Below are 20,378 nucleotides of genomic sequence, written 5' to 3'. Positions count from 1 at the left end.
CGTACCCAAATAGCAGATCGGACTAAGCCATGATCACCAAGCGTATTCTCCTTGCCGCTGTCACCCTCGTCGCTGCCGCAGCCGTGTTCGCCCCCTCTGTGCAGGCAGCCGATCCGGTGGTGCGGATCGGCTGGTTGCGGGGACCCAACGACATCACGCTCGCCAAGTCGCGGGGCACGCTGGAAAAGGCGCTGTCCGAAAAGGGCATCAAGGTCGAGTGGGCCGGCCCCTTCCCGGCGGCGGCACCCGCTTTCGAAGCGCTCAACGCCGGCAGCATCGATATCACGGCCGGCAGCTCGACATCGGCGATTGCAGCCCTTTCCGCAAAAATCCCGCTGGTAATCTTTGCCTATCAGAAGATGGCGCCAGGCTCTGAGGGCATCGTGGCGACGAAGGGTTCCGGCATCGCCACCATCAGGGACCTCGCGGGCAAGAAGGTGGCGGTCAACCGCGGGGGCACAGGGGAATATCTGCTGATGCGCGGACTGGAGACGAACGGCATCGATCCTGCAAGCGTGGAACGCGTCTATCTCAGCCCCAGCGACAGTGGCCCAAGCTTCAGCCAGGGCCATGTCGACGCCTGGGCGACCTGGGATCCGTTCCTGACCATCGCGGAAAAGGCCTATGACGGCACGGTCATCGCCGATGGCGCCGCCATCAGGTCCGACAACGCTGTCGTTCTTGTCGCGAGCCGCGAATTCGCCAAGGACAAGGCCGATCAGCTGCAGCTCGTCTTCGATGTCATCAAAGCGGAAAACGCCTGGGCAGTTGCCAACAAGCCGGAGGCCGGGGCGATCTGGGCGAAGGAAATGATTGTACCGGCAGAACTCGGGGCGAAGATCGGCGAAAACAATGCGGTGCCGACGACAGCCGTTTCGCAATCGGCCGTAAAGCAGATCAACGCCGTCGCTGAGTGGTACGCCAAAAGCGGAATCATTCCGGCAGTGCCCGACATTGCTGACGGCGTCGTTGAGCTGAAGTAAGTCTCGACGGGCTCGCCCGGCCCCTGCGTCGCTCGGGGTCGATTGCCGGCAAAATCGTTGCTGCCCCGTGCGCGATGAAGCCATGCATCGAAAGTCCGTATCAGATGGGAAGATGGCCTCCCGGGAGAAGGCGATATTGCGATCGTTTCACCCGGGAGACCAGGTTTCAGGCCACTTCGCAGATATCGAGGATGGTCAGCATGTAGACGCGGATCATGTCGAGGAAATCGACGATGTCGACGCGCTCGTCCGGCATGGTGTTGTAGCGACCACCCGGGCCGCAGACGATGCCCTCCATGCCAAGCTCATGATAGAGATGGCCGGCATCGGTGCCATAAAAACGAGTCGGCGTGATCGCGCCGGTCGGCTGCTTCTCACCGCGCACGGCCTCATAGGCCGCATTGATCGAGGTCACGATGCGGCTATCCGGCGAAACCTCGAAGGGCGGCATTAGTGGACGGCCCTCGATCATTTCTGGAACGAGCTTCGCCTTCAGGCCCGGGAACCGGCCTTCGAGCGCCCGCAACTCATTGGCCAGATCGGCGAGAACACCTTCCTGCGTCTGGCCCGGCGCATAACGGCACGATCCTTTGAGGCGAACGAAGTCGGCCACCTGCGGCGGACGCCATTCCTCGAGGTCGCGGCCGAGCGCGCCATGGACGACACCGACATGGCCGCGGTTGATCGAGCGGTGCACATCGCTTCTGGCACCGCTGAAGGTCATCGCGTTGATGCGCGGGATGATATCGCAGGCGGCCGCGATCGCATCGACGGATTCCTCGCGCTTCGACAGGTGCCGTGTGTCGCCGGTCAGTTCGATGACATAGCTCAGCGCTGCCGCATGCATGGTGACGGCAACCAGGTCGCTCGGTTCGCTGTTGATGAAATAGTCGGCCTTCACGCCGCTTTTGATCGCCGCAAGTGTCCCTACGCCGCCCTGCAATTCGCCGACGACGAAGGTCAGGATCACGTCGCCCTTGAGCTTGACGCCGGCCTCGAGCAGCGTCTTTACCGCGCAGAAATAGGCGGCATCGCCGGCCTTCATGTTGGAAACGCCGATACCGTAGATGAACTTGTCGTCGACAAGACCCGCATAGGGGTCGACGGTCCAGCCTTCGGTGACTGGGTTGGTATCGAGATGGCCGTTGAACAGCAGGCTCTTGCCGCCGCCTTGGCCTTTCAGACGACCGATCGTGTTGAACCGCCGGCCATCGTCGAAGGGCTGCAGCTCGGCTTCGACGCCGATCTTTGCAAGCTCAGCCGCCATCCAGCGCGCCAGAACCTTCTCGCCCTCGGTTTCCGAATGGCTCTTGTGCTGGACCATCTTCGACAGAAAATCGAGGCAGGCCTTTTCGTCGATCCGATCCACGAGGGACTTCGGGTCCATTGTCATGCTCCTTGATGCGGTATTACTGGTACTGAGCGGCGGCGCGCGGCACCGCCTCGATCAGGCGGCGGGTGTATTCCGCCCGGTCGGGACTATCGATCTCGGACGCCTTCACCACCTCGATCAGGTCGCCGCGATACATGACGGCGATCCGGTGAGCGATCTGGCGGATCAGGTTGAGATCGTGGGTGATGAACAGATATGCGGTACCGCTGGCCTTCTGCAGTTCCAGCAGAAGCTCGACGACCGAAGCCTGCACCGAAACGTCGAGCGCAGACGTGATCTCGTCGCAGATGACCAGCTTCGGTTTGGAGGCAAAGGCACGGGCAATCGCCACGCGCTGTTTCTCACCGCCCGAGAGCTGATGCGGATATCGGTTTGCGTGGGTGCGCGGCAGGCGCACCTGCTCCAGCATGTCGCCGACCTGTCGCTCAAGGTCGCTGGCATCGCCGAACAGTTTTAGCGGACGAGAGAGGATCTCGAAAATCTTCTGACGCGGATTGAGCGAGGCATCCGGGTGCTGGAAGATGATCTGCACGTCCTTGCGATAGGCATTGTCCATATCGCCGAGCTTGCGGATCTCGCGTCCTTCGAACCGGATCTTGCCCTCAAACCGGTTGAGACCGGTCATCGCCTTGGCGAGCGTCGATTTGCCCGAGCCTGATTCACCGACAATGCCGAGGATTTCTCCAGGACTGATGCTGAGGCTGATCGCATTGTTGCCGGTCACGCGCTCGGTCTTCCGGCCGGTCAGGGCCGAAAGAAACGGCTTGCGACCGAAATGGACGCTGACATTCTCGACCTCAACGAGCGGCTTGTCCGTCGGAGCTACATCATCGTTCATCAGCCGGCGGGAAGGATCGGGCACCGCGTTGATCAGCTCGCGGGTATAGTCCTGTTGCGGATTGGTGAAGATCTCGCGGGTGGTGCCCTGCTCGACGATCTCGCCGCGCTTGATGACGGCGACGCGGCCAGCGGTGCGGGCGACCAGCGCAAGGTCGTGGGAGATGTAAAGCGAGGCGACGCCTGTTTCGGCCTGCAGTTCGACGAAGAGATCGAGGATCTGGCGCGAGGTGATCACGTCGAGTGCCGTGGTGGGCTCGTCGAAGATGATGCATTCGGGATTGCAGGCAAACGCCGAGGCGATGACGACACGCTGCTTTTCGCCGCCCGATGCCTCATGTGGCATGCGATGCATCATCTGTGCCGGCGTCTTCAGGCCGACATGCGCAAGCCGCGCCTCTCCTTCCGTCCACGCCTGCTGCCAGGACAGGCCGCGGTGGCGAACGAGGACTTCGGCCAGCTGTTTGCCGAGCGAGAGGGTCGGATTGAGCGATGTGCTCGGATCCTGGAACACCATGCTGATACGGCGTCCGCGAAACGTTTCCATTTCGCGCTCCGCCTTCTCCAGCAGATTGTCGGAGCCGAGCAAGATGCGTCCGCCGGGCTCGCGGGCGTTCTTGGGCAGGTAGCGCATGATCGACCATGCGAGCGAGGTCTTGCCGGATCCGGACTCTCCGACCAGGCCAAGGATCTCGCCGCGGTGGATAGCAAGATCGATATTCTTCAGCGCGTGAAACGGGCCGTTGGCGGTTTCGTAATCGAGCGAATAGTTCTCGATTGTGAGAACTGAGGTAGCGGCCGAAGTGTGTTCGGTATTGGTCATGATTTTCACCTCAGGCCCGCGGATTGAGGGCATCGCGGAGACCGTCGCCCAGGAGGTTGAAACCGACGGCGACGATGGCAATCGCCACGCTCGGCCAGATCAGGATGCCGGCCGAAAGATGCATGTAACGCCGCGCTTCCGATACCATCAGGCCCCATTCGGCAGCCGGCGGCTGGGCGCCGAGACCGAGGAAGCTCAAGGTCGCAAACAGCATTACCGCGAAGGACACGCGAATGGTCATCTCGACGATGATCGGTGCAATCACGTTCGGCAGCATTTCGCGGCGGATGATGTAGCCGGCACTTTCGCCCCGTGCGACGGCCGCGTTGACGTAGTCCTGCTTTCGCACCGACAGCGCAACGCTGCGGGTGATGCGGGCCATGCCCGGCGCAAAAGCGATGGCGACGGCGACCAGCGCATTGACGGTGCTGGAGCCGAGAAGGTTGACCACCAGAAGGGCAAACAGCAGGCTCGGTATCGACATGACCGCATCGATGGTGCGCATGATCAACTCGTCCGCACGACCGCCGAGGAAGGCGGATGCGGTTCCGATCAGCGCCCCGATCAGGGTACCGACGATGGTGGCAAGAACGGCCATGACGACGGTTGCCCGCGCTCCGATCAGAAGCCTGCTGAAAATGTCGCGACCATACTGATCGGTGCCGAGCCAATAGGTGAGGCTCGGACCTTTATAGCGGGCAAGAGGCGACAGCTTTTCCGGATCGTGCGGCGCGACCAGAGGACCGAAGACGACGACTAGCAGCACGAACACGACGAGGAAAATTCCGATCGCGCCCTGCGGCGTCTTCAACAGACGTTTCGTGAAATCAATCATACTGGATCCTCTTGTCGAGCCAGGCATAGAGGATGTCGGCGATGAAATTGACGATCGAATAGGTGGCAGCCATGATCAGTACGCCGGCCTGGATCGCCGGCAAGTCGCGGGCCTGGATGGCGACGATCAGCTGGCGTCCGATGCCCGGAATGGCAAAGATCTCTTCCACGACGATGACGCCGCCCAGAAGATAACCGACATCGAGCGCGACAATGGTGATGGTGGGAAGAAGCGCGTTGCGCAGCGCATGGCGGCGCAGAACCTGTCCACGGGAAATGCCCTTCAGCCGGGCGGCGCGGATATAGTCGGTATGCAGCACGTCCACCAGTTCGGACCGAACCATGCGCGAAACATGGGCAATTAGGATGATCGAGATGACGCAGACGGGCAGGACGAGATGGACGATCCCGCGGGAAAAGTCCTCGGTCAGCGGCACGTAACCGGTCGGCGGCAGCCACTTCAGCCAGTCCGCGAAGAGCAGCACGGCGACAGTTGCCGTCACGAATTCCGGAAGTGCGACGCCCGCATAGGAGATCAGGCTCACCACCATGTCGGCGACCTTGCCGCGGCGGATGGCGGCGATAATGCCGAGCGGGATTGCGAGAACCAGCATCAGGCCGATCGACAGGAAGGCCAGAAGCAGCGAGCGACCGAGCGCTTCGAACATGACCGGGCCGACCGGCTGGCCGGTGCGTAGCGAGGTTCCGAGATCACCCTGAACCACGTGCCACAGCCAGGTTAGATACTGCTGCCAGATCGGCGCATTCAGGCCCATGGTTGCGCGCAGCGCATCAAGAGCTTCCTGGGTCGCGTTTTCGCCCAACATCATGACGGCCGCATCGGCCGGCAGGACCTGGGTTATGGCAAAGACGATCAGCGACACGACGAACAGCGTGTAGACGATCATCACCAGCCGCTTGGCTATGTAATTCGGGGACAGGGTCGTGTTCCTCTGACAAGAGAGCCGGACGCCCGGCGGCGTCCGGCAGGTTTCGAGATCAGCCGCGCTTCGGTGCGTCAGATGTCAGCGAGACATAGTCGAGACGGAACACGGATGCGCGCGGATGCGCCTCGTAACCGGAAACCCAGCTGCGCTTGGCCGAGAGGACGTCGAAGAAGGACGGGATGATCGAGGGAACTTCCTCGTTCATGATCTCCTGTGCCTTTGTGTAGAGCTCGGTCCGCTTGTCGGTGTCGATCGTTCCGCGCGCTTCGTTGACTAGGGCATCGAAGGCCTTGTTGTTCCAGCGCGTCTCGTTCCAGGAGGCATCCGACGTGTAGAGCAGCTTGAAGATGCCGTCAGGGGTGGGCTGCATGTTGTAGAAGCCGACGTAGAACGAACCCTTTTTCCAGACCTGCTCGAGGTAGGTCGCATGCGGCATCGTCTGCACGTTGATGGTGATGCCGACTTCCTTGGCCATTTCCTTCAGTGCAACGGCAAGCTGCGTGCGGACCGCGGGGCGGTCGGAGGCGACAAGGGTGGCTTCGAAACCGTTCGGGAACCCGGCCTCGGCAAGCAGCTTCTTGGCTTCCTCGATGTTCTGCTCGCGCTGCTTCACGCCCTTGAAAAACTGGTAGGAGCCGTTGAGCGGCGTGTCGTTACCCTGCGTTCCGAAACCTTCGGTGACGAAACCGACCATTGCTTCCCGGTCGACAGTCAGTGCGATGGCGCGGCGAACGCGAGGATCATTGAACGGCGCCGTATCGCAACCGAAATTGATGTTGCAGAACTGGCCGGACGGCGTGCGCAGCACATCGACGCCATCGCTGCCGTCGAGGCGCAGATATTCGGTCGGCTGGATGGTGGAGACGATGTCGACATCGCCAGACATCATCGCGGAACCTTCAGCGGAAATGTCCGGGAAGACCTGCACTTCGACGCGGTCGAGATAGGGACGAGCCGGGTCGTAATATTTCTCGTTGCGCTCGACGACGATCAGGCGATCGGGCTCATAGGAGACCAGCTTGAACGGACCCGTACCGACGGCCTTGGTCGACAGACTCTTGAGGTCGCCGGTGGCGATCGATGCCGGAATGATGCGGGCGCTTGTATAGGCCATGGAGACGGGAAGGTCGGCATAGGCGCCGGTCAGCTTGAACATGACGGTTGCGTCGTCGACGGCGACGATATCGGCGATCGGGCCAACATTGTTGCGGCCGGGGGATGCTGTCGCTGGATCAAGGATTGCCTTGAAGGTTGCGACGACGTCCTTGGCCGTGAACGGCGAGCCATCATGGAAGGTAACGCCGGTGCGCAGCTCGAACGTCCATTCGGTCAGCGCCTCGTTCGGTGTCCAGCTTTCGGCCAGATCCGGCTCGACCGACATGTCGACCTTGAGACGGGTGAGGTTGCTGTAGAGCAGCTCGGTCACCAGGTATTCCGGGTTGACGCGGGTCAGAAGCGGGTGAATGACGCTGACGGCCTGGTCGACGGAAATCTTCAGCGTACCGCCCTTGGCAGGTGCTGCGGCCTGGGCAAAGCCCATCGACGGCGTTGCGAGAATGGCGGCGGTGCCGGCCAGGAAGAAGCGGCGTTTCATTTCCAGCATGTTTTTGTTCCCTTTATGATTCGGTGCTGCTTGGTGGAATTAACTGCGATGTTCGGGGATGGCCTCTGCAGCGAAATCCGCCGCGAGATAGGCGAGAATGCTTTTTGCGAGTGCGATGATGTCCTGTCGGGTCGTGTGCTCTTCCGGGCTGTGGATGCAGCTTTCCGGGCGGCCGAGGCCACCGAGCAATACTTCAGGGCCAAAGCCGGCCTTCTGGACATAGCCGAAGTCCGAACAGCTGGCGGCGCCCCATTTCTGAAAATCGTTCGGCTCGTATCCGAAGCCGAGCGAAAGCGCCTGTTGCCAGCGCGGCCAGTGCGGGCCATCGGGATCGTCGGTCGGGATCAGATGACCGACAAGATCGACTTTGAGCCCGAGCTCTGTGCCTTCGATGCAATTTCGGATCGTCGCTTCGATCTCGGCGCGTGCGTCCTCATAGCTTTCTTCCGGGGCATATCGACGGCTGACGAGGATCTTCACCTCCGCCGGAACCTGCCCGCCCGCCGTGCCGCCGTTGACCGCGGATATGGTCAGCTGTGGCCGCAGCGGCCCGGTTGCATGCGGCGGCGGCGCGAGCTTGGATGCGCGTTTGGCCACGTCAGGCTTCAGCGCTGCGAGCGCATTCAGAACCGGCAAGGCGCCCTCGATGGCATTCACACCCGCGCCGGTGCGATTGCCCTCGCCGGCATGGACCGCATGGCCGGTAATCGTGACCTGCAGGTTGAAGATGCCGAAGCAGCCGGCCCAGACGCGTGGTGCGGCCGTTCCGTTGAAATTGAGGATATGGCCCTTGAGCATGCCCTGCTCTGCGAGATAGCGGATGCCGGGATAGAGACCGCCTTCTTCATCCGTGCACAGGAGCAGCATCGGATCGTAAGCGAGAGAAACGCCGCATTCGCGTGCCGCCCGAAGCGCCAGAAGCGTCGCAGCGATTGTGCCCTTCATGTCGGCAGCACCAAGCCCGAAAAGGTCATTGCCTTCGACCGTCAGCTTCAGCGGATCGCGGCTCCAGCCCGGAGCCACCGGAACCGTATCGACATGATAGTAGAGACCGCAGACAGGCCTGTCCGTTTCGCGCCTTGCAACGAGATTGATGCGTTCGCCGGAAGCCGGTCCGCCCTCGACATGCCAGAGGTCGTGAGGCACCGTCACGCGCTCGAATTCGAAGCCAAGCGGCATCAGCAACTCGGTCATCAGATCGGCAAACGCGCCATAGCCTTCGCCCGGCGGAAAGGTGGTGTCGACCGCAACCATCCGTGCAAGATCCTGCACGGCCATCTCGACATCGCGGTCAATCGCTGCCATGGCAGACGTCAGGGGCTCAGAAGTGGTGCCTGGTTGCTGTAGGCTCATCTCGGTCGTCCTCCGCATTCCGGCAGCCTTCACAACTCGGCTCATTAATATAAACTATATAGTAATACAGCGTAGATCGGCATCACGTGTCAACTCCAAAGAAGAGGCAATTCATTGCCTGATAATTCAGCAAATGCCGCCCGACTGAGCGATCTGTCCTTGCCTCTCTATGAGGTCGTGAAACGACAGATCACCGAGGCGATCATGATCGGCGCCCTGGAACCCGGCTCCGTGCTGCCGAGCGAGATTGCCCTGGCGCAAACCTATGGCGTTGCTGTCGGAACGATTCGACGCGCCCTGATGGATCTCACCAACGACGGACTTTTGAGCCGACGCCGCAAGACCGGGACCGTCGTGACCGGACGCAAGCCGCAGCACGGATTACGCCTGTTCTTCCAGTATTTTCGTCTTCACGGGCTGGACGGCTCGCTGAGCAAATCCGTTACCAAGGTCACGTCGCTGGAATTCGGCGAGGCTTCGGACGAAACAGCGGCGAAGCTGCAGATTGAAACGGGCCGGCCGATCGTGCATTTCCACCGCGTCCGCTATATCGACGACCGGCCAATCATGCACGAAACATTGACGCTGCCGCGCGAGCGCGTCCCCGGCTTTCCGCAGAAGCAGGAGGACATCCCGCCGCTCTTTTATCTGCATCTCCTCGAAAACTACGGGATCCGGATTTCGGCGATCCGTGAACAGATCGGCGCGGACCTGGCATCGGAGGATGATGCACGCTGGCTGAACCTGACGCTTCCAGCCGCAGTCATGACGATCGACGAAGTGGCCTACGACCAGATGGCCGTGCCAGTGCTCATCTCTGCGCACCGGGCGACGACTGCGGACCACCGCTACGTCAACGAGATACAGTAAGCGCGCGATCAAGCTTCAACACTGAAGCACCTGACGCGATGAGCTTTGCTACATTAGCGCAACGTCTAGAAAACCAAAACGAGATGGCGAAACCGCCGCGAGCGTGATCCGGGCTCGCGGCGGTAACAGCTTATTTTCAACGGCTTGGAGCCTATTGTTAACTCAGAATTCTTCCCAGTCCGCAACCGCCAGGGCAGCGGAAGACGAGGCGTTAGCAATCTTGCGCGGCATTGCGACGGCTGCAGGGCGATCGGAAATGGGCTGTGCGACCGGTCTTGAAGCGACGGGGCGATGGGCGATCGGATTGCGCTTCTGCAATGTCTGGGCCGGGGCCCGATCGTTGTCGAAATTGAACTGTTCGAGCAACTGGAACAGCGCGGCCGCTTCCCTTGCCATTTCATGGCTCGCAGCTGTCTGCTGCTCGACCATCGCGGCGTTTTGCTGTGTGCCCTGATCGACCGTGTTGATCGCACGGTTGATTTCGGTCAGCGCGGTGGACTGTTCGCGTGAGGTTTCGACGATCGCGGTGATGTCGCCGTTGATACCTTCGACATGGGTCGCGATCTCGCGCAGGGCGGCGCCTGCCTTCGTGACCAGCGAGACGCCGTTTCCGACATGCGTGCTGGAGGCCGTGATGAGTGTCTTGATTTCCTTGGCCGCTGTTGCAGAGCGCTGCGCGAGTTCACGCACTTCCTGCGCAACGACGGCAAAGCCTTTACCGGCCTCGCCTGCGCGCGCCGCTTCAACACCGGCGTTCAGCGCCAACAGGTTTGTCTGGAAGGCGATTTCATCGATCACGCCGATGATGTTCGAGATTGCCTTCGACGACGCTTCGATCTGGTCCATGGCACCAATCGCTTCACGCACCACGTCACCGGAATGGTTGGCATGTTCCTTCGTGCGGGCAACCAGTTGGCCGGCTTCCTCGGCGCGTCGGCTGGAATCCTTCACGGTCGTGGTGATCTCTTCCAGAGCTGCTGCGGTCTGCTCGACAGATGCGGCTTGCTGTTCGGTCCGCTTCGCGAGATCGTCCGCCGATGTGCGAACCTCATTGGAACCGGCCGAAATAGCCTTCGCGTTTTCGGCAACCATCACCATGGCCTGCTTCAGCTTCTGCGACGCGGCATTGAAGTCGGTCCGCAGGCGCTCCAGTGATGGAATAAACGGCTTTGCAATTTGCTGCGAAAGGTCACCATCGGCGAAACGCGTCAGGCCTTCCGCGAGGCGCTCGACGTTCTCGACCCGGCCGGTAACATCGGTGGCAAACTTGGCGACCTTGATGACCTTGCCACTGGGATCGAAAACGGGGTTGTAGGAAGCCTGGATGTAAACGCTACGGCCGTCCTTGCTGATGCGGCGGAACTCGTCGGCAACATATTCGCCGCCGCGAAGGCGCTCCCACAACTGCGTGTATTGCGGGGATGCCGCTTCGGTCGGGTCCATAAAGATCCGGTGATGCTTACCCACGATCTCGTTCAAGGAATATCCGAGCGCCGACAGGAAGTTGTCGTTGGCGGTAAGGATTTCACCCTGGGGCGTGAATTCGATGGTTGCCTGCGCGCGGGAAACAGCTGAAAGTTTGGCTGCGCTGTCGAGCCCATTCATCTTTGTTTCGCTGATGTCGTTGGCAAACTTGATGATCTTCAAGACCTTGCCGCCGGCATTCTTTACCGGATTGTAATTGCCGCGGATCCAGATTTCCTGGCCGTTTTTCGCAATGCGCTTGAATTCGCTGCACTCGAACGTGCCGCCCTTAAGCTTGCTCCAGAAGGCTTTGTATTCAGGCGTTGCAGCGTAATCTCCGTCGACAAAAATCCGGTGATGCTGACCGATAATCTCCTGCTCGCTATATCCCATCAGATCGCAGAAGTTTGTATTGGCTCGCAATATGCGTCCTTCGGTATCGAACTCGATGATCGCGAAGGACAGGTCTAAGGCCGAAAGAATTTGATTAGAGTTTGCGCCGAAAAAATCGAACATTACGAAGCCTTGCAATACAGGTGATTGGTCAACCTTCATCGCAAACAATTGTTAAATTAGTAATTAAGACTTGGCAAAAAACAAGAATAAGCCCTTGTAAAAATACATTTAAGCGTTGATCAATAATATATTCCTATTATCTAATTTAGATTGGGTAGCCTCACGTTCAGGTTGCCGGAAGTAGAGGCGAGCATCCTGCGCGGCGTGCCCTTCCTGCCGCCATCAGTCCATCTTTAGCAATCGATAACCCTCTCTCGACAAACAGTCACGTTCCGGGGCTCGGCATCCATTGCCTGGAAACGTTTGCGGTTTACCTCTCGGTCAACTCCGAACGGTAACCGACCATGAACGCTGTGACGTCTATCCTCCACACATTGGAACCTCATCCGTTTCAGCTTCTCAATACCGAGAAAATACTAGAGATGTTGCCGCGCCCGGTCTTGGTTGTCGGATCCGATGGTCTCGTCGTCTACGCCAACAAGGCGAGCGAAGTCTCATTCGGCGCATTTCCCGGGGGCACCGTCCACGCGCTTTTTACGGGCCTGGGCACAGACCTGCCCGACACCAGCTGCGCCCCGGTTTCAGTCACGTCCATCCATAGCGGTGAGAGCTTCGATGCCGCGTTCGTCTCTTTCGACGATGGGCAGTATCTCGTTGACCTGCGACCTGCATCGCAGAACCAGGGCATCGCCATCAAGACCGATGTCGACGAACTGACGGGCCTTGCCAAGCGGAACGCCTTGCTGTCGCACCTGTCGTCCGCTTTGAGCAACGGTTCTAAATCTTCATCGATCGCCGTCCACTGCCTCGATCTTGACCGCTTCAAGATGGTCAACGACACGCTGGGACATGCAACAGGCGACCTTCTTTTGAAAAAGGTGGCCGACCGCCTCAAGGCCGCGTGCCGCAAAAGCGATGTCGTTGCGCGTCTTGGCGGGGACGAGTTCGTGATCCTCCAGCATGATGTCGACGATCTTGCAGCGGCCGAGAAACTCGCTTCGCGGATCGTGAACCTTGTCGGCCGCACCTATGTTCTCAACGGTCATACAATCAATATCGGCGCAAGCGTCGGCGTCGCCTTTGGCGCTGATGCGCTCCAGCCAGACGACCTGCTCCGCAACAGTGATCTTGCTCTCTACGAGGCAAAGAAGGCCGGGCGCGGACGTTACCGCATGTTCGAAAGCGGGATGGACGCTCTACTCCTCGGACGTCGGGAAATGGAGATCGATCTCCGCCGCGCGCTGGCCCTGAAGCAGTTCAAGCTGAACTATCAGCCGTTCCTCGATGTCTCGACCAAACGGGTGGATGGCTTCGAGGCCCTGCTCCGCTGGGAACATCCCGTCAAAGGCAACATCCCGCCTCTTTCCTTTATCTCGCTTGCGGAGGAAAACGGCCTGATCGTCAAGATCGGCGAATGGGTTTTGCGTACAGCCTGCCTGGAGGCCATGTCCTGGCCGAATGATATGATTGTCGCCGTCAACGTCTCGCCGCTTCAGTTCAAGGCGGACACACTGCTGGAAACGGTCGCATCGGCGCTAAGGCACTCGGGATTGCCAGCCCATCGTTTGGAAATCGAAATTACCGAGGGCGCCCTGCTCGATGACACGGATAACGTCATCCAGACGCTGAATGCCATGCGCGCGCTTGGCGTCAGAATCTCCATGGACGATTTCGGCACTGGCTATTCGTCCTTGAGCTACCTGCAGAAGTTTCCATTCAACAAACTGAAGATCGATCGCTCGTTTGTCGCCTGTGAAGACGCAGACAGCGAGGCGATCCTGCGATCAATCGCAAGTCTCGGGACGAGCCTCGGGATGTCGATCACGGCTGAAGGCGTTGAGACGGCGGAACAGTTGGCGCGCATTCGTGGCGAACGCTGCACCCATGTGCAGGGCTATCTGACGGGACGGCCCATGGGCACGGATCAGATTCCGGCGTTCCTGGCACAACACATTTTATAGAGGGGAACTGATAATGGATAACAGCTTGTATCGCCTGGTCTACTACAGCCGCAACCAGATCGGCGACGATGGTGCGGCGTTTAGCTCAAACGTCGACGAGATCCTGGCGAAAAGTCGGGTGAACAATCTCCGTGACGAGATCACCGGGGCGCTTCTGTTCAACGCGGGCTGCTTCGCCCAGGTTCTGGAAGGTCCGCTCGAGCGGGTGGAAGCCGCATTCGAGCGCATCCAGCAGGACGAACGCCATGGCGAAGTTTCGCTGCTGGCCGTGGACCCGATCAGCCATCGGTATTTCCCGAACTGGGCAATGGGTTTTATCGGGACATCCGAAGCCCACGCAAAGCGCTTCGCTGACGTCGGCTCGTCAAGCGGTTTCGATCCGTCCCGGCTGAGCGGCGAGCAGATCCATACCCTGTTGCGAGACCTCGCAATCGAAGAAGAGGCCGCCTGATTCCAGTACGGCCTCCTCCTATAAAAACATCGTCTACTGCTGAGCGTTGTATCGGGGCGTGATCGGACGAAGCCTTACTTCTTCGCAGGATCGACCTTCTGCTGGTAGCGACCCACGATCTCACCCTTGCCGATCACATGACCGGCCACTGCGGCGAGAAGAGCATCCCGGTCGGATGTCGGGGGAAGAGCCAGCATCTCGTCAAGCGCAAGAACCTGGAAGTGATAGTGATGCGCCGGGTCGCCGGCCGGCGGCTTTGGTCCGAAATAGCCGTGACTGCCGGATGTGTTGCGGCCTTGAAGGACGCCTTCCGGTTCGACGAGGCGGAGCTGTTCCTGCAACCCTTCCGGCAGGGACGTCACCGTTGCCGGGATATTCCACGCCAGCCAGTGAACAAACGGCTTGGTTGGTGAGGAGCCTGGATCCTCTACGATGATCGCGTAGGACGCGGCCTTCGGGACGGCCTTCCAGCTGATCGCCGGTGAGACACTCTCGGCATATTCGCTATGACGCTGCGGCATGAGTTCGTCGTTGTCGAAAGACGAGGACGAGACGGATACGCTGCCTTCCGTCTTGGTCTCCGGGCGATCCATGGCAAGTGGCACATCGATACCTTTGGCGGCCTGCGCCTTCATAGGTTCAACGGGCGCAGCGGGCTGCGCTTGTGCCTTTTGCGCGTCGTCGGTGTAAGCCACCCTGTAGATGACACCGTTTGCATCGTCGGCCATCAGCAAGGCGCCATCCTTGGCGACGGCCAGTCCGACCGGTCGTGCGAAATGCGTCTTGCCACCATCGCTTAGGAAGCCGGTGACGAAAGGTTCGAAGGATTTCGGCTTGCCGTTTTCGAAGTGAATGCGAACAATCTCGTATCCGGATGCCGGGTTACGATTCCAGGATCCGCGCATGGTTGCAAACGCATCGCCCGAGAACTCGGCCGGAAACGACGTTCCGCTGTAGAATTTCATCTGCATGGGGGCTGCGTGTGCCGTGTAGCCGAGTTTCATCGGATCGCTCTGCGCCTTCCACTCCTCCTTGGTCACGCCGCCGACCGGTGTCGACTGCGGATAGATGTCGCCTGCTCCGTAAACATGCGGCCAGCCATATTGCTTTCCCTGTTCGATGAGGTTGAGCTCTTCTGCCTGCACCTCATCACCGAGGAGATCGATGCCATGGTCGAGCCCCCAAAGTTCACCGGTCTCGCGGTTCCAGTCGTAGCCGATCGTGTTGCGAAGGCCGGACGCGAAGATGGTGCGGCTCTTGCCATCAGGGGTCGCCCGGAGCACCGTTGCGTTTTCGGCATTGCTTTCGTTGCAGGCGTTGCAGGTGGAGCCGACGCTGATGTAGAGCATGCCATCAGGACCGAACTCCATGACGCGGTTGGGATGCTGTCCGGAATCCGGCAGATCGCCAATGATCATTTCGAGTGGCCCGAGCGTGCCGTCGTCCTTGATGTCCGCGACGAACACCTCTTTGACCGTGACGAGATACAGCCTGTTATCCTTGATTGCCAGACCGTGGGCCTGCGCACGCGCTGCCACTTTCACCGGTGCGCCGTCGGCCTTGCCGTCGCCGTTCTCGTCCTTCAGCAGCAGCACGTCGCCTTCCTCGCGGCGGCTGACATAGATATAGCCTTTATCGGACACGGCGATGATGCGGCTGTTTCCGAGACCCTGGGCGAAAGGCTCAACGGTGAAACCTTCCGGCGCCTTCAAGGTGGCGATCCGCTCCGCGGTTGCCGGAATCTTGTTCGGCTTGAACACGTTGGTCGTGATCTGGACTTCGGTTCCATCGCCCTGCTGTGCATAGGCTGCGCTGCTCAAGAATACCGCGGTCGCGACCGACGCGACGCCAAGAAGTCCAAATTTCATCACTGTATCTCTCTCGTTGACTCGCCCCGTAACCAGCAACCGGAGCCATAGTTCCTCCACCGAGACGCGGAGCGAGAGCGCAGCCGTGGTTTGAGACGTCAAATCGAACGAGAACGTAGCGTCACGCTTTCGGTGGCTTTGGCAAAGGGTTGCCAAACAGATCCACCGGATCGGGAACCGCCGACGCGATCGCCTTCTGGTCGTCGGATAGTCTGCCACCAAATGAGCGTGAACTGTTCGGCCTTCCGGCCCACAGCACCATTTCGATCTTTTCTCCGGCCTTGATATCTCTGTGAGCGATGAAATAGCCGCGGTGGTCCGGTGCGCGCTCGTGGCCGGCTTTTTCATTTTCGAATAGGCTGACATCGCCGGGCTTTGCCTCGTAGCGCATCGTGACGTCCCTCTTGTCTTGTCGTTACCGGTCCCATGGCGGGATAAATCTGCGGTCGTTATAGGCGGACAGGAAACCGGAATGGATGGGGTCGAGCCAGTTCTCGTCTTTCAGAAAGACAAGGGCATCATGAACGAGACCGCCGCCCGATGCCTGAACCTTGAGCATTGCCCGGAAACTTCCCTCTTCACCAACGTCTTCCAGCTTATCCAGAACCGGCAGATCGTCTTCAGGGACTTCAAACAACTCCCCTGTCACCTGCAAACCGATTCCCGGTTGTTCGAGCATCATCGGCCCGTAGAATGGTGCTGCTATCAACAGGGGGTAGGGCTCGACCGTCACTACATCCCCGATATATTCCGAATTCCCAAGCCCCTTATCATGAAGCGCAAAGCCTCTTTTCAGGGTGCCGTAAATGAACACTTTCACATGGTTCTCCTATCCGTGAGGTCGAATAACCCGCTCATCATCGACCTGTTCCGTGCACGGCAACGCGGCATCCGGTCGCTGATGTCTCACCGCCATAGCGGCCTGACCGCGTGAAGAGAAAACGCAAAGTTCGAAGGGAACAGGGCGCGACAAACTAAGTTCTTGCAGCCTGATAAAATTGCTGACGCGAGAATGGCAGGTTCATGTGAGTATCGTTGAGTCCCGAAATGAAAACGCCCCCTCTCCCCTCCCCGCATCGGAACAGACCCCGCATCTGAAACTACCGCCGGGTTTGGTGGCAACCCGGCTTGAGGCATCGCTCCGGAGCTCCGGTCGTTCGCTCTGCTATGTGGCATTGAGCGAAAATGCTGCGCAAAAAACAGCGGATGCCATGGCAGCGCTCTTTCCCTCGGTCCAATTCATTGTTCTGCCGCCTTGGGACTGCCTTCCCTATGATCGGGTTCCGCCCTCGCGGCACTGCATGGGTCGACGCATGGACGCATTGCGGATATGGGCCAGGCCCAGTGACACGCCGCGACTGCTGCTGACATCGATCGACGCGACGCTGCAGCGCATTCCGCCGGCGGGGGTCATCGCCGATGGCCAGATCGAACTGGTGGTCGGCGAGCCATTCGATCGCGAGGCATTCCTGAATTTCGTCAGACGATCAGGCTATGTGGAAGAGGGCGTTGCCGACGATCCCGGCGAACTGGCGGTGCGCGACGGGATGATCGACATCTATCCCGCCGGCGCCCCGGGCCCAATGCGCATCGTCCTGTCGGAAGACGATCACGTGACCGAATTGCGTGGGTTTGACCGCGTCTCGCAGCGAACCGAGAGCTACCTTGAACGGTTGAGCTTCGGTCCGGCATCCGAAGCCATACTCGCAGACCTCATTCCGGAAGCCCCTGCTTCAAAATCTGAGACGATGGAGCGCCAGCTTTCCCGCCTTTACCCGGACATGGTGACGGTTTTCGATATCCTCGGCAATGCCGCTCTGACTGCGGCTCCGGGCGCAGCAGACCGGGTCGCACGGAATCTGGAAATCATCGACGACGCCCGCCAGTCCCGCACGGATTTCGGTAAGACCGGAACATCCTCTCCTTGCTCGTTCTATCTTGACAGCGAGGAGTGGGAACAGCGCTTTACCGGCGTGCAGACCAGCGCACTGGATCTCGAACAAGGGGGTGACCTGCCTTCCGGGGCGTCGGATGCGGACCCGCGCAAGGCACTGGTCAAGTTTGCACAGGAACGCCTGGGCGATGGAATGAAGGTTGTAATTTCCGGGCATGGCAAGGCATCAGAGGCGCTTTGCCGCCGTGTCGCGAAAGCAACTGGCGTATCGCCTCGGTCCGTCGACAGCTGGACGCAGGTGATGGACGCCAAATCCGGCGCGCTTTTGAAGCTCGCCTGCGCCCTCGATCACGGGTTCCTCGACGTCGCGCAAAATGTTGCTGTGATCGCCGCGGGCGACGAACACCGACATGTTTCCAGTGCCAATTCCTTTCTTGCCGAACCAGATCTTCGGATCGGCGACGTCGTCGTCCACGAAGATCACGGCATTGGCATTTTAAAAGATCTGGAGAGCATCGCCGTTGCAGGTGTCGCGCGTGACGCTGCCCGTCTGGAATATCGCGAAGGTGCTTCCGTGCTTGTTCCGATGGAAGAATTCGGAAAGCTGTGGCGCTACGGTTCCGAACCCGAGGCGGTCTCGCTCGATCGTCTTCACACCGACGCCTGGCAAAAGAAGCACGAGAAGATCGTCGCGGACATCAAATCGACGGCGCGTCATTTTTCGACCATCGCAAAGCACAGGCAGGCCTCGCCGGCCGAGACGTTCATTCCCCCCCGCGCCGAATTTTCAGCCTTCATCCGACGGTTCCCTTTCGCCGAGACACCAGATCAGGCCGAAGCCATCAAGGCCACGCTTTCCGATCTCGCGTCCGGGCATGCGATGAACCGCCTTGTCTGCGGCGATGTCGGCTTCGGCAAGACGGAGATCGCACTGCGGGCCGCAGCAGCGGTAGCACTTGCGGGCGGTCAGGTGGTCGTCATCGCCCCAACGACTGTTCTCACACGTCAGCATTTCGCCACCTTCAAGCGACGCTTCGAAGGAACAGGCATCTCTGTCGGAATGTTGTCACGGCTCGTCAAGCCAAGCGAGGCGAAGCAGGTCAAGGCGGCGTTGGCCGAGGGTGAAATCGACGTTATCGTCGCGACCCATGCGATCCTTGCAAAAGACGTGCGCTTTGCGCATCTCGGGCTTTTGATCGTGGATGAGGAACATCGGTTCGGGCTCAAGGATAAACGGGCCATGAGCGCGCTCGCGCCGACCCTCCACACGCTCGCCATGTCGGCAACACCTATCCCACGGACCTTGCAGTCGGCAATGGTCGGAGTTCAGGAGGTCAGCCTCCTGACGACTCCGCCCGCCCGGCGCCGACCCGTTCGCACATCGCTTGCAGCATTCGACAACGCATCGATGCGCACCGGATTGATGCGAGAATACCGCCGGGGCGGACAAAGCTTCGTCGTGGTGCCGCGCATCGAGGATATCGAAGCCGTCGAGGCGATCCTGCGCAAAATTGTTCCCGAGCTCGCGGTTAAGGTCGCGCACGGCAAGATGCCGGCGGCGACGATCGACGAAGCGATCGTCGGTTTCGCGGACGGCGATGGCGATGTCCTTCTCGCCACCAACATTATTGAAAACGGCCTCGATGTGCCGCGCGCCAATACGATGTTCATCTGGAATGCGGAGCGGTTCGGTTTGGCCCAGCTGCACCAGTTGCGTGGACGGGTCGGCCGTGGAGGCGCGCAGGGCATGACCACGCTTCTGACGGAAGAAGGTGCAGAACTGCCCGAGGAAACGCGCTTGCGGCTTTTGACACTCGTAGAGAACGACCGCCTGGGCGCCGGGCTTGCGATCAGTCTGCGCGATCTCGATTTGCGCGGCGGGGGCGACATCGCCGGCGAGGATCAGGCTGGGCATATGAAGGTCATCGGTATTGGCCTTTACCAGAAGCTCCTCGCGCGTGCAGTCGCGAAACTGGGAAAACGACTTTCGGCCACCAGAAAGCGCGCAATCCTGCATCTCGACGTCGCGGGCACGATACCGGCGGATTACGTGCCGGATCCGGCTGTCAGGCTCAATCTCTATGCCAGACTTCTGCGGGCATCCTCACAGCGCGACGTGAATGATCTGGAAGAAGAGTTCGAGGATCGCTTCGGCGAATTGCCGCAGGAGACGCTGCTGTTGTTGCGCACAACCAGGCTGCAGCTTGCAGCAGGCCATCTCGGTATCGCCAAACTCGAAGCCGGACCGAAGGCGATTGCGATGACCATTGCCAAGATGCCGGCAAGGGTGATTTCGGCCCTGACGAAGAAGATTGCGGCAATCCGGCGGGAAGACCGGCTGATATTTGAGACGGTCGCCCAGACCTGCGACGAGCAGCTGAAGTTCTTCGAGCGACTCATTCTGGCGGCGCGAAGGCCTTGAGGCTTTACGGTTTGACTTGATCGACGATAGCGCGGGCCCGTACTGTGGGCCCGCGAATTTTTGTCAGAACCCCGCGTCGGAGGCTGACGATCTGTCAGTCTCGCGGAGCGCCTCCTGTCCCCGCATATCGCGCCTCTGATGCCTCAACGTGCTCGTCGC

The 20,378-nt window shown here is 60.0% G+C and carries 15 protein-coding genes; 5 read left to right on the top strand and 10 right to left on the bottom strand.

The genetic code is table 11. From position 1 onward, the window contains the following. Positions 1 to 29: 29 nt before the first annotated feature. Positions 30 to 983, top strand: coding sequence for an aliphatic sulfonate ABC transporter substrate-binding protein (locus IFT59_RS14435; RefSeq protein ID WP_192087311.1), 954 nt, complete (start codon positions 30 to 32; stop codon positions 981 to 983). Positions 984 to 1,149: 166 nt separating this feature from the next. On the opposite strand, the gene IFT59_RS14430 is transcribed toward IFT59_RS14435, so the two are convergent. From IFT59_RS14430 to IFT59_RS14405, 6 genes are read right to left on the bottom strand one after another with little or no spacing between them, the layout of a single operon-like run. Beyond that, on the bottom strand, positions 1,150 to 2,370 hold the full coding sequence (locus IFT59_RS14430; protein WP_192087310.1) for a M20 family metallopeptidase: 1,221 nt from the start codon (positions 2,368 to 2,370) through the stop codon (positions 1,150 to 1,152). Positions 2,371 to 2,392: 22 nt separating this feature from the next. After that, positions 2,393 to 4,036, bottom strand: a complete 1,644-nt coding sequence (gene nikE / locus IFT59_RS14425) for a nickel ABC transporter ATP-binding protein NikE (protein WP_192087309.1) — start codon at positions 4,034 to 4,036, stop codon at positions 2,393 to 2,395. A 10-nt stretch (positions 4,037 to 4,046) separates the two neighbouring features. After that, complete coding sequence (locus IFT59_RS14420) at positions 4,047 to 4,871, bottom strand: ABC transporter permease (RefSeq protein WP_062459577.1); 825 nt, start codon at positions 4,869 to 4,871, stop codon at positions 4,047 to 4,049. Then, entirely contained in the window at positions 4,864 to 5,811 is a 948-nt protein-coding gene (locus IFT59_RS14415) for an ABC transporter permease (RefSeq protein ID WP_192087507.1), read from the bottom strand. Before IFT59_RS14415 ends, IFT59_RS14420 begins: the two co-directional genes overlap by 8 nt. 58 nt (positions 5,812 to 5,869) lie before the next feature. Beyond that, positions 5,870 to 7,420: an ABC transporter substrate-binding protein gene (locus IFT59_RS14410; RefSeq protein WP_192087308.1), complete on the bottom strand. Its 1,551-nt coding sequence runs from the start codon at positions 7,418 to 7,420 to the stop codon at positions 5,870 to 5,872. A 39-nt stretch (positions 7,421 to 7,459) separates the two neighbouring features. Beyond that, complete coding sequence (locus tag IFT59_RS14405) at positions 7,460 to 8,725, bottom strand: M20 family metallopeptidase (RefSeq protein ID WP_249407598.1); 1,266 nt, start codon at positions 8,723 to 8,725, stop codon at positions 7,460 to 7,462. A gap of 162 nt (positions 8,726 to 8,887) precedes the next feature. On the opposite strand from IFT59_RS14405, the gene IFT59_RS14400 reads away from it, so the two are divergent. Next, positions 8,888 to 9,643: a GntR family transcriptional regulator gene (locus IFT59_RS14400; protein WP_062459564.1), complete on the top strand. Its 756-nt coding sequence runs from the start codon at positions 8,888 to 8,890 to the stop codon at positions 9,641 to 9,643. A 162-nt stretch (positions 9,644 to 9,805) separates the two neighbouring features. Here the strand turns inward: IFT59_RS14400 and IFT59_RS14395 are convergent, their stop codons facing one another. Continuing rightward, entirely contained in the window at positions 9,806 to 11,623 is a 1,818-nt protein-coding gene (locus IFT59_RS14395; protein WP_192087306.1) for a methyl-accepting chemotaxis protein, read from the bottom strand. A 344-nt stretch (positions 11,624 to 11,967) separates the two neighbouring features. Here IFT59_RS14395 and IFT59_RS14390 point away from each other — a divergent pair, with 344 nt between their 5' ends. Further along, entirely contained in the window at positions 11,968 to 13,584 is a 1,617-nt protein-coding gene (locus IFT59_RS14390) for a putative bifunctional diguanylate cyclase/phosphodiesterase (protein WP_192087305.1), read from the top strand. A gap of 13 nt (positions 13,585 to 13,597) precedes the next feature. Then, positions 13,598 to 14,035, top strand: a complete 438-nt coding sequence (locus tag IFT59_RS14385; protein ID WP_062459555.1) for a BLUF domain-containing protein — start codon at positions 13,598 to 13,600, stop codon at positions 14,033 to 14,035. Positions 14,036 to 14,109: 74 nt separating this feature from the next. Here the strand turns inward: IFT59_RS14385 and IFT59_RS14380 are convergent, their stop codons facing one another. From IFT59_RS14380 to IFT59_RS14370, 3 genes are all read right to left on the bottom strand, one after another. Further along, the gene (locus IFT59_RS14380) at positions 14,110 to 15,903 is read right to left on the bottom strand and encodes a YbhB/YbcL family Raf kinase inhibitor-like protein (protein WP_192087304.1); all 1,794 of its coding nucleotides are present in this window, start codon (positions 15,901 to 15,903) and stop codon (positions 14,110 to 14,112) included. A 121-nt stretch (positions 15,904 to 16,024) separates the two neighbouring features. Further along, positions 16,025 to 16,294 (bottom strand): hypothetical protein, encoded by a 270-nt coding sequence (locus IFT59_RS14375; protein ID WP_062578086.1) that lies wholly within the window; start codon positions 16,292 to 16,294, stop codon positions 16,025 to 16,027. Between the two features lie 24 nt (positions 16,295 to 16,318). Continuing rightward, on the bottom strand, positions 16,319 to 16,723 hold the full coding sequence (locus tag IFT59_RS14370) for a gamma-glutamylcyclotransferase (protein WP_174197663.1): 405 nt from the start codon (positions 16,721 to 16,723) through the stop codon (positions 16,319 to 16,321). A gap of 493 nt (positions 16,724 to 17,216) precedes the next feature. Between IFT59_RS14370 and IFT59_RS14365 the strand changes: the two genes are divergently transcribed. Continuing rightward, positions 17,217 to 20,219, top strand: coding sequence for a DEAD/DEAH box helicase (locus tag IFT59_RS14365; RefSeq protein WP_249407597.1), 3,003 nt, complete (start codon positions 17,217 to 17,219; stop codon positions 20,217 to 20,219). Positions 20,220 to 20,378 lie beyond the last annotated feature (159 nt).

Origin of the sequence: Rhizobium sp. CFBP 8752 (genome assembly GCF_014842035.1) — a bacterium.
GTDB classification, from domain to species: Bacteria; Pseudomonadota; Alphaproteobacteria; order Rhizobiales; family Rhizobiaceae; genus Neorhizobium; species Neorhizobium soli.
The sequence above is the reverse complement of the archived record's forward strand: the minus strand, read 5'-3'. Positions and strand labels throughout refer to the sequence as shown.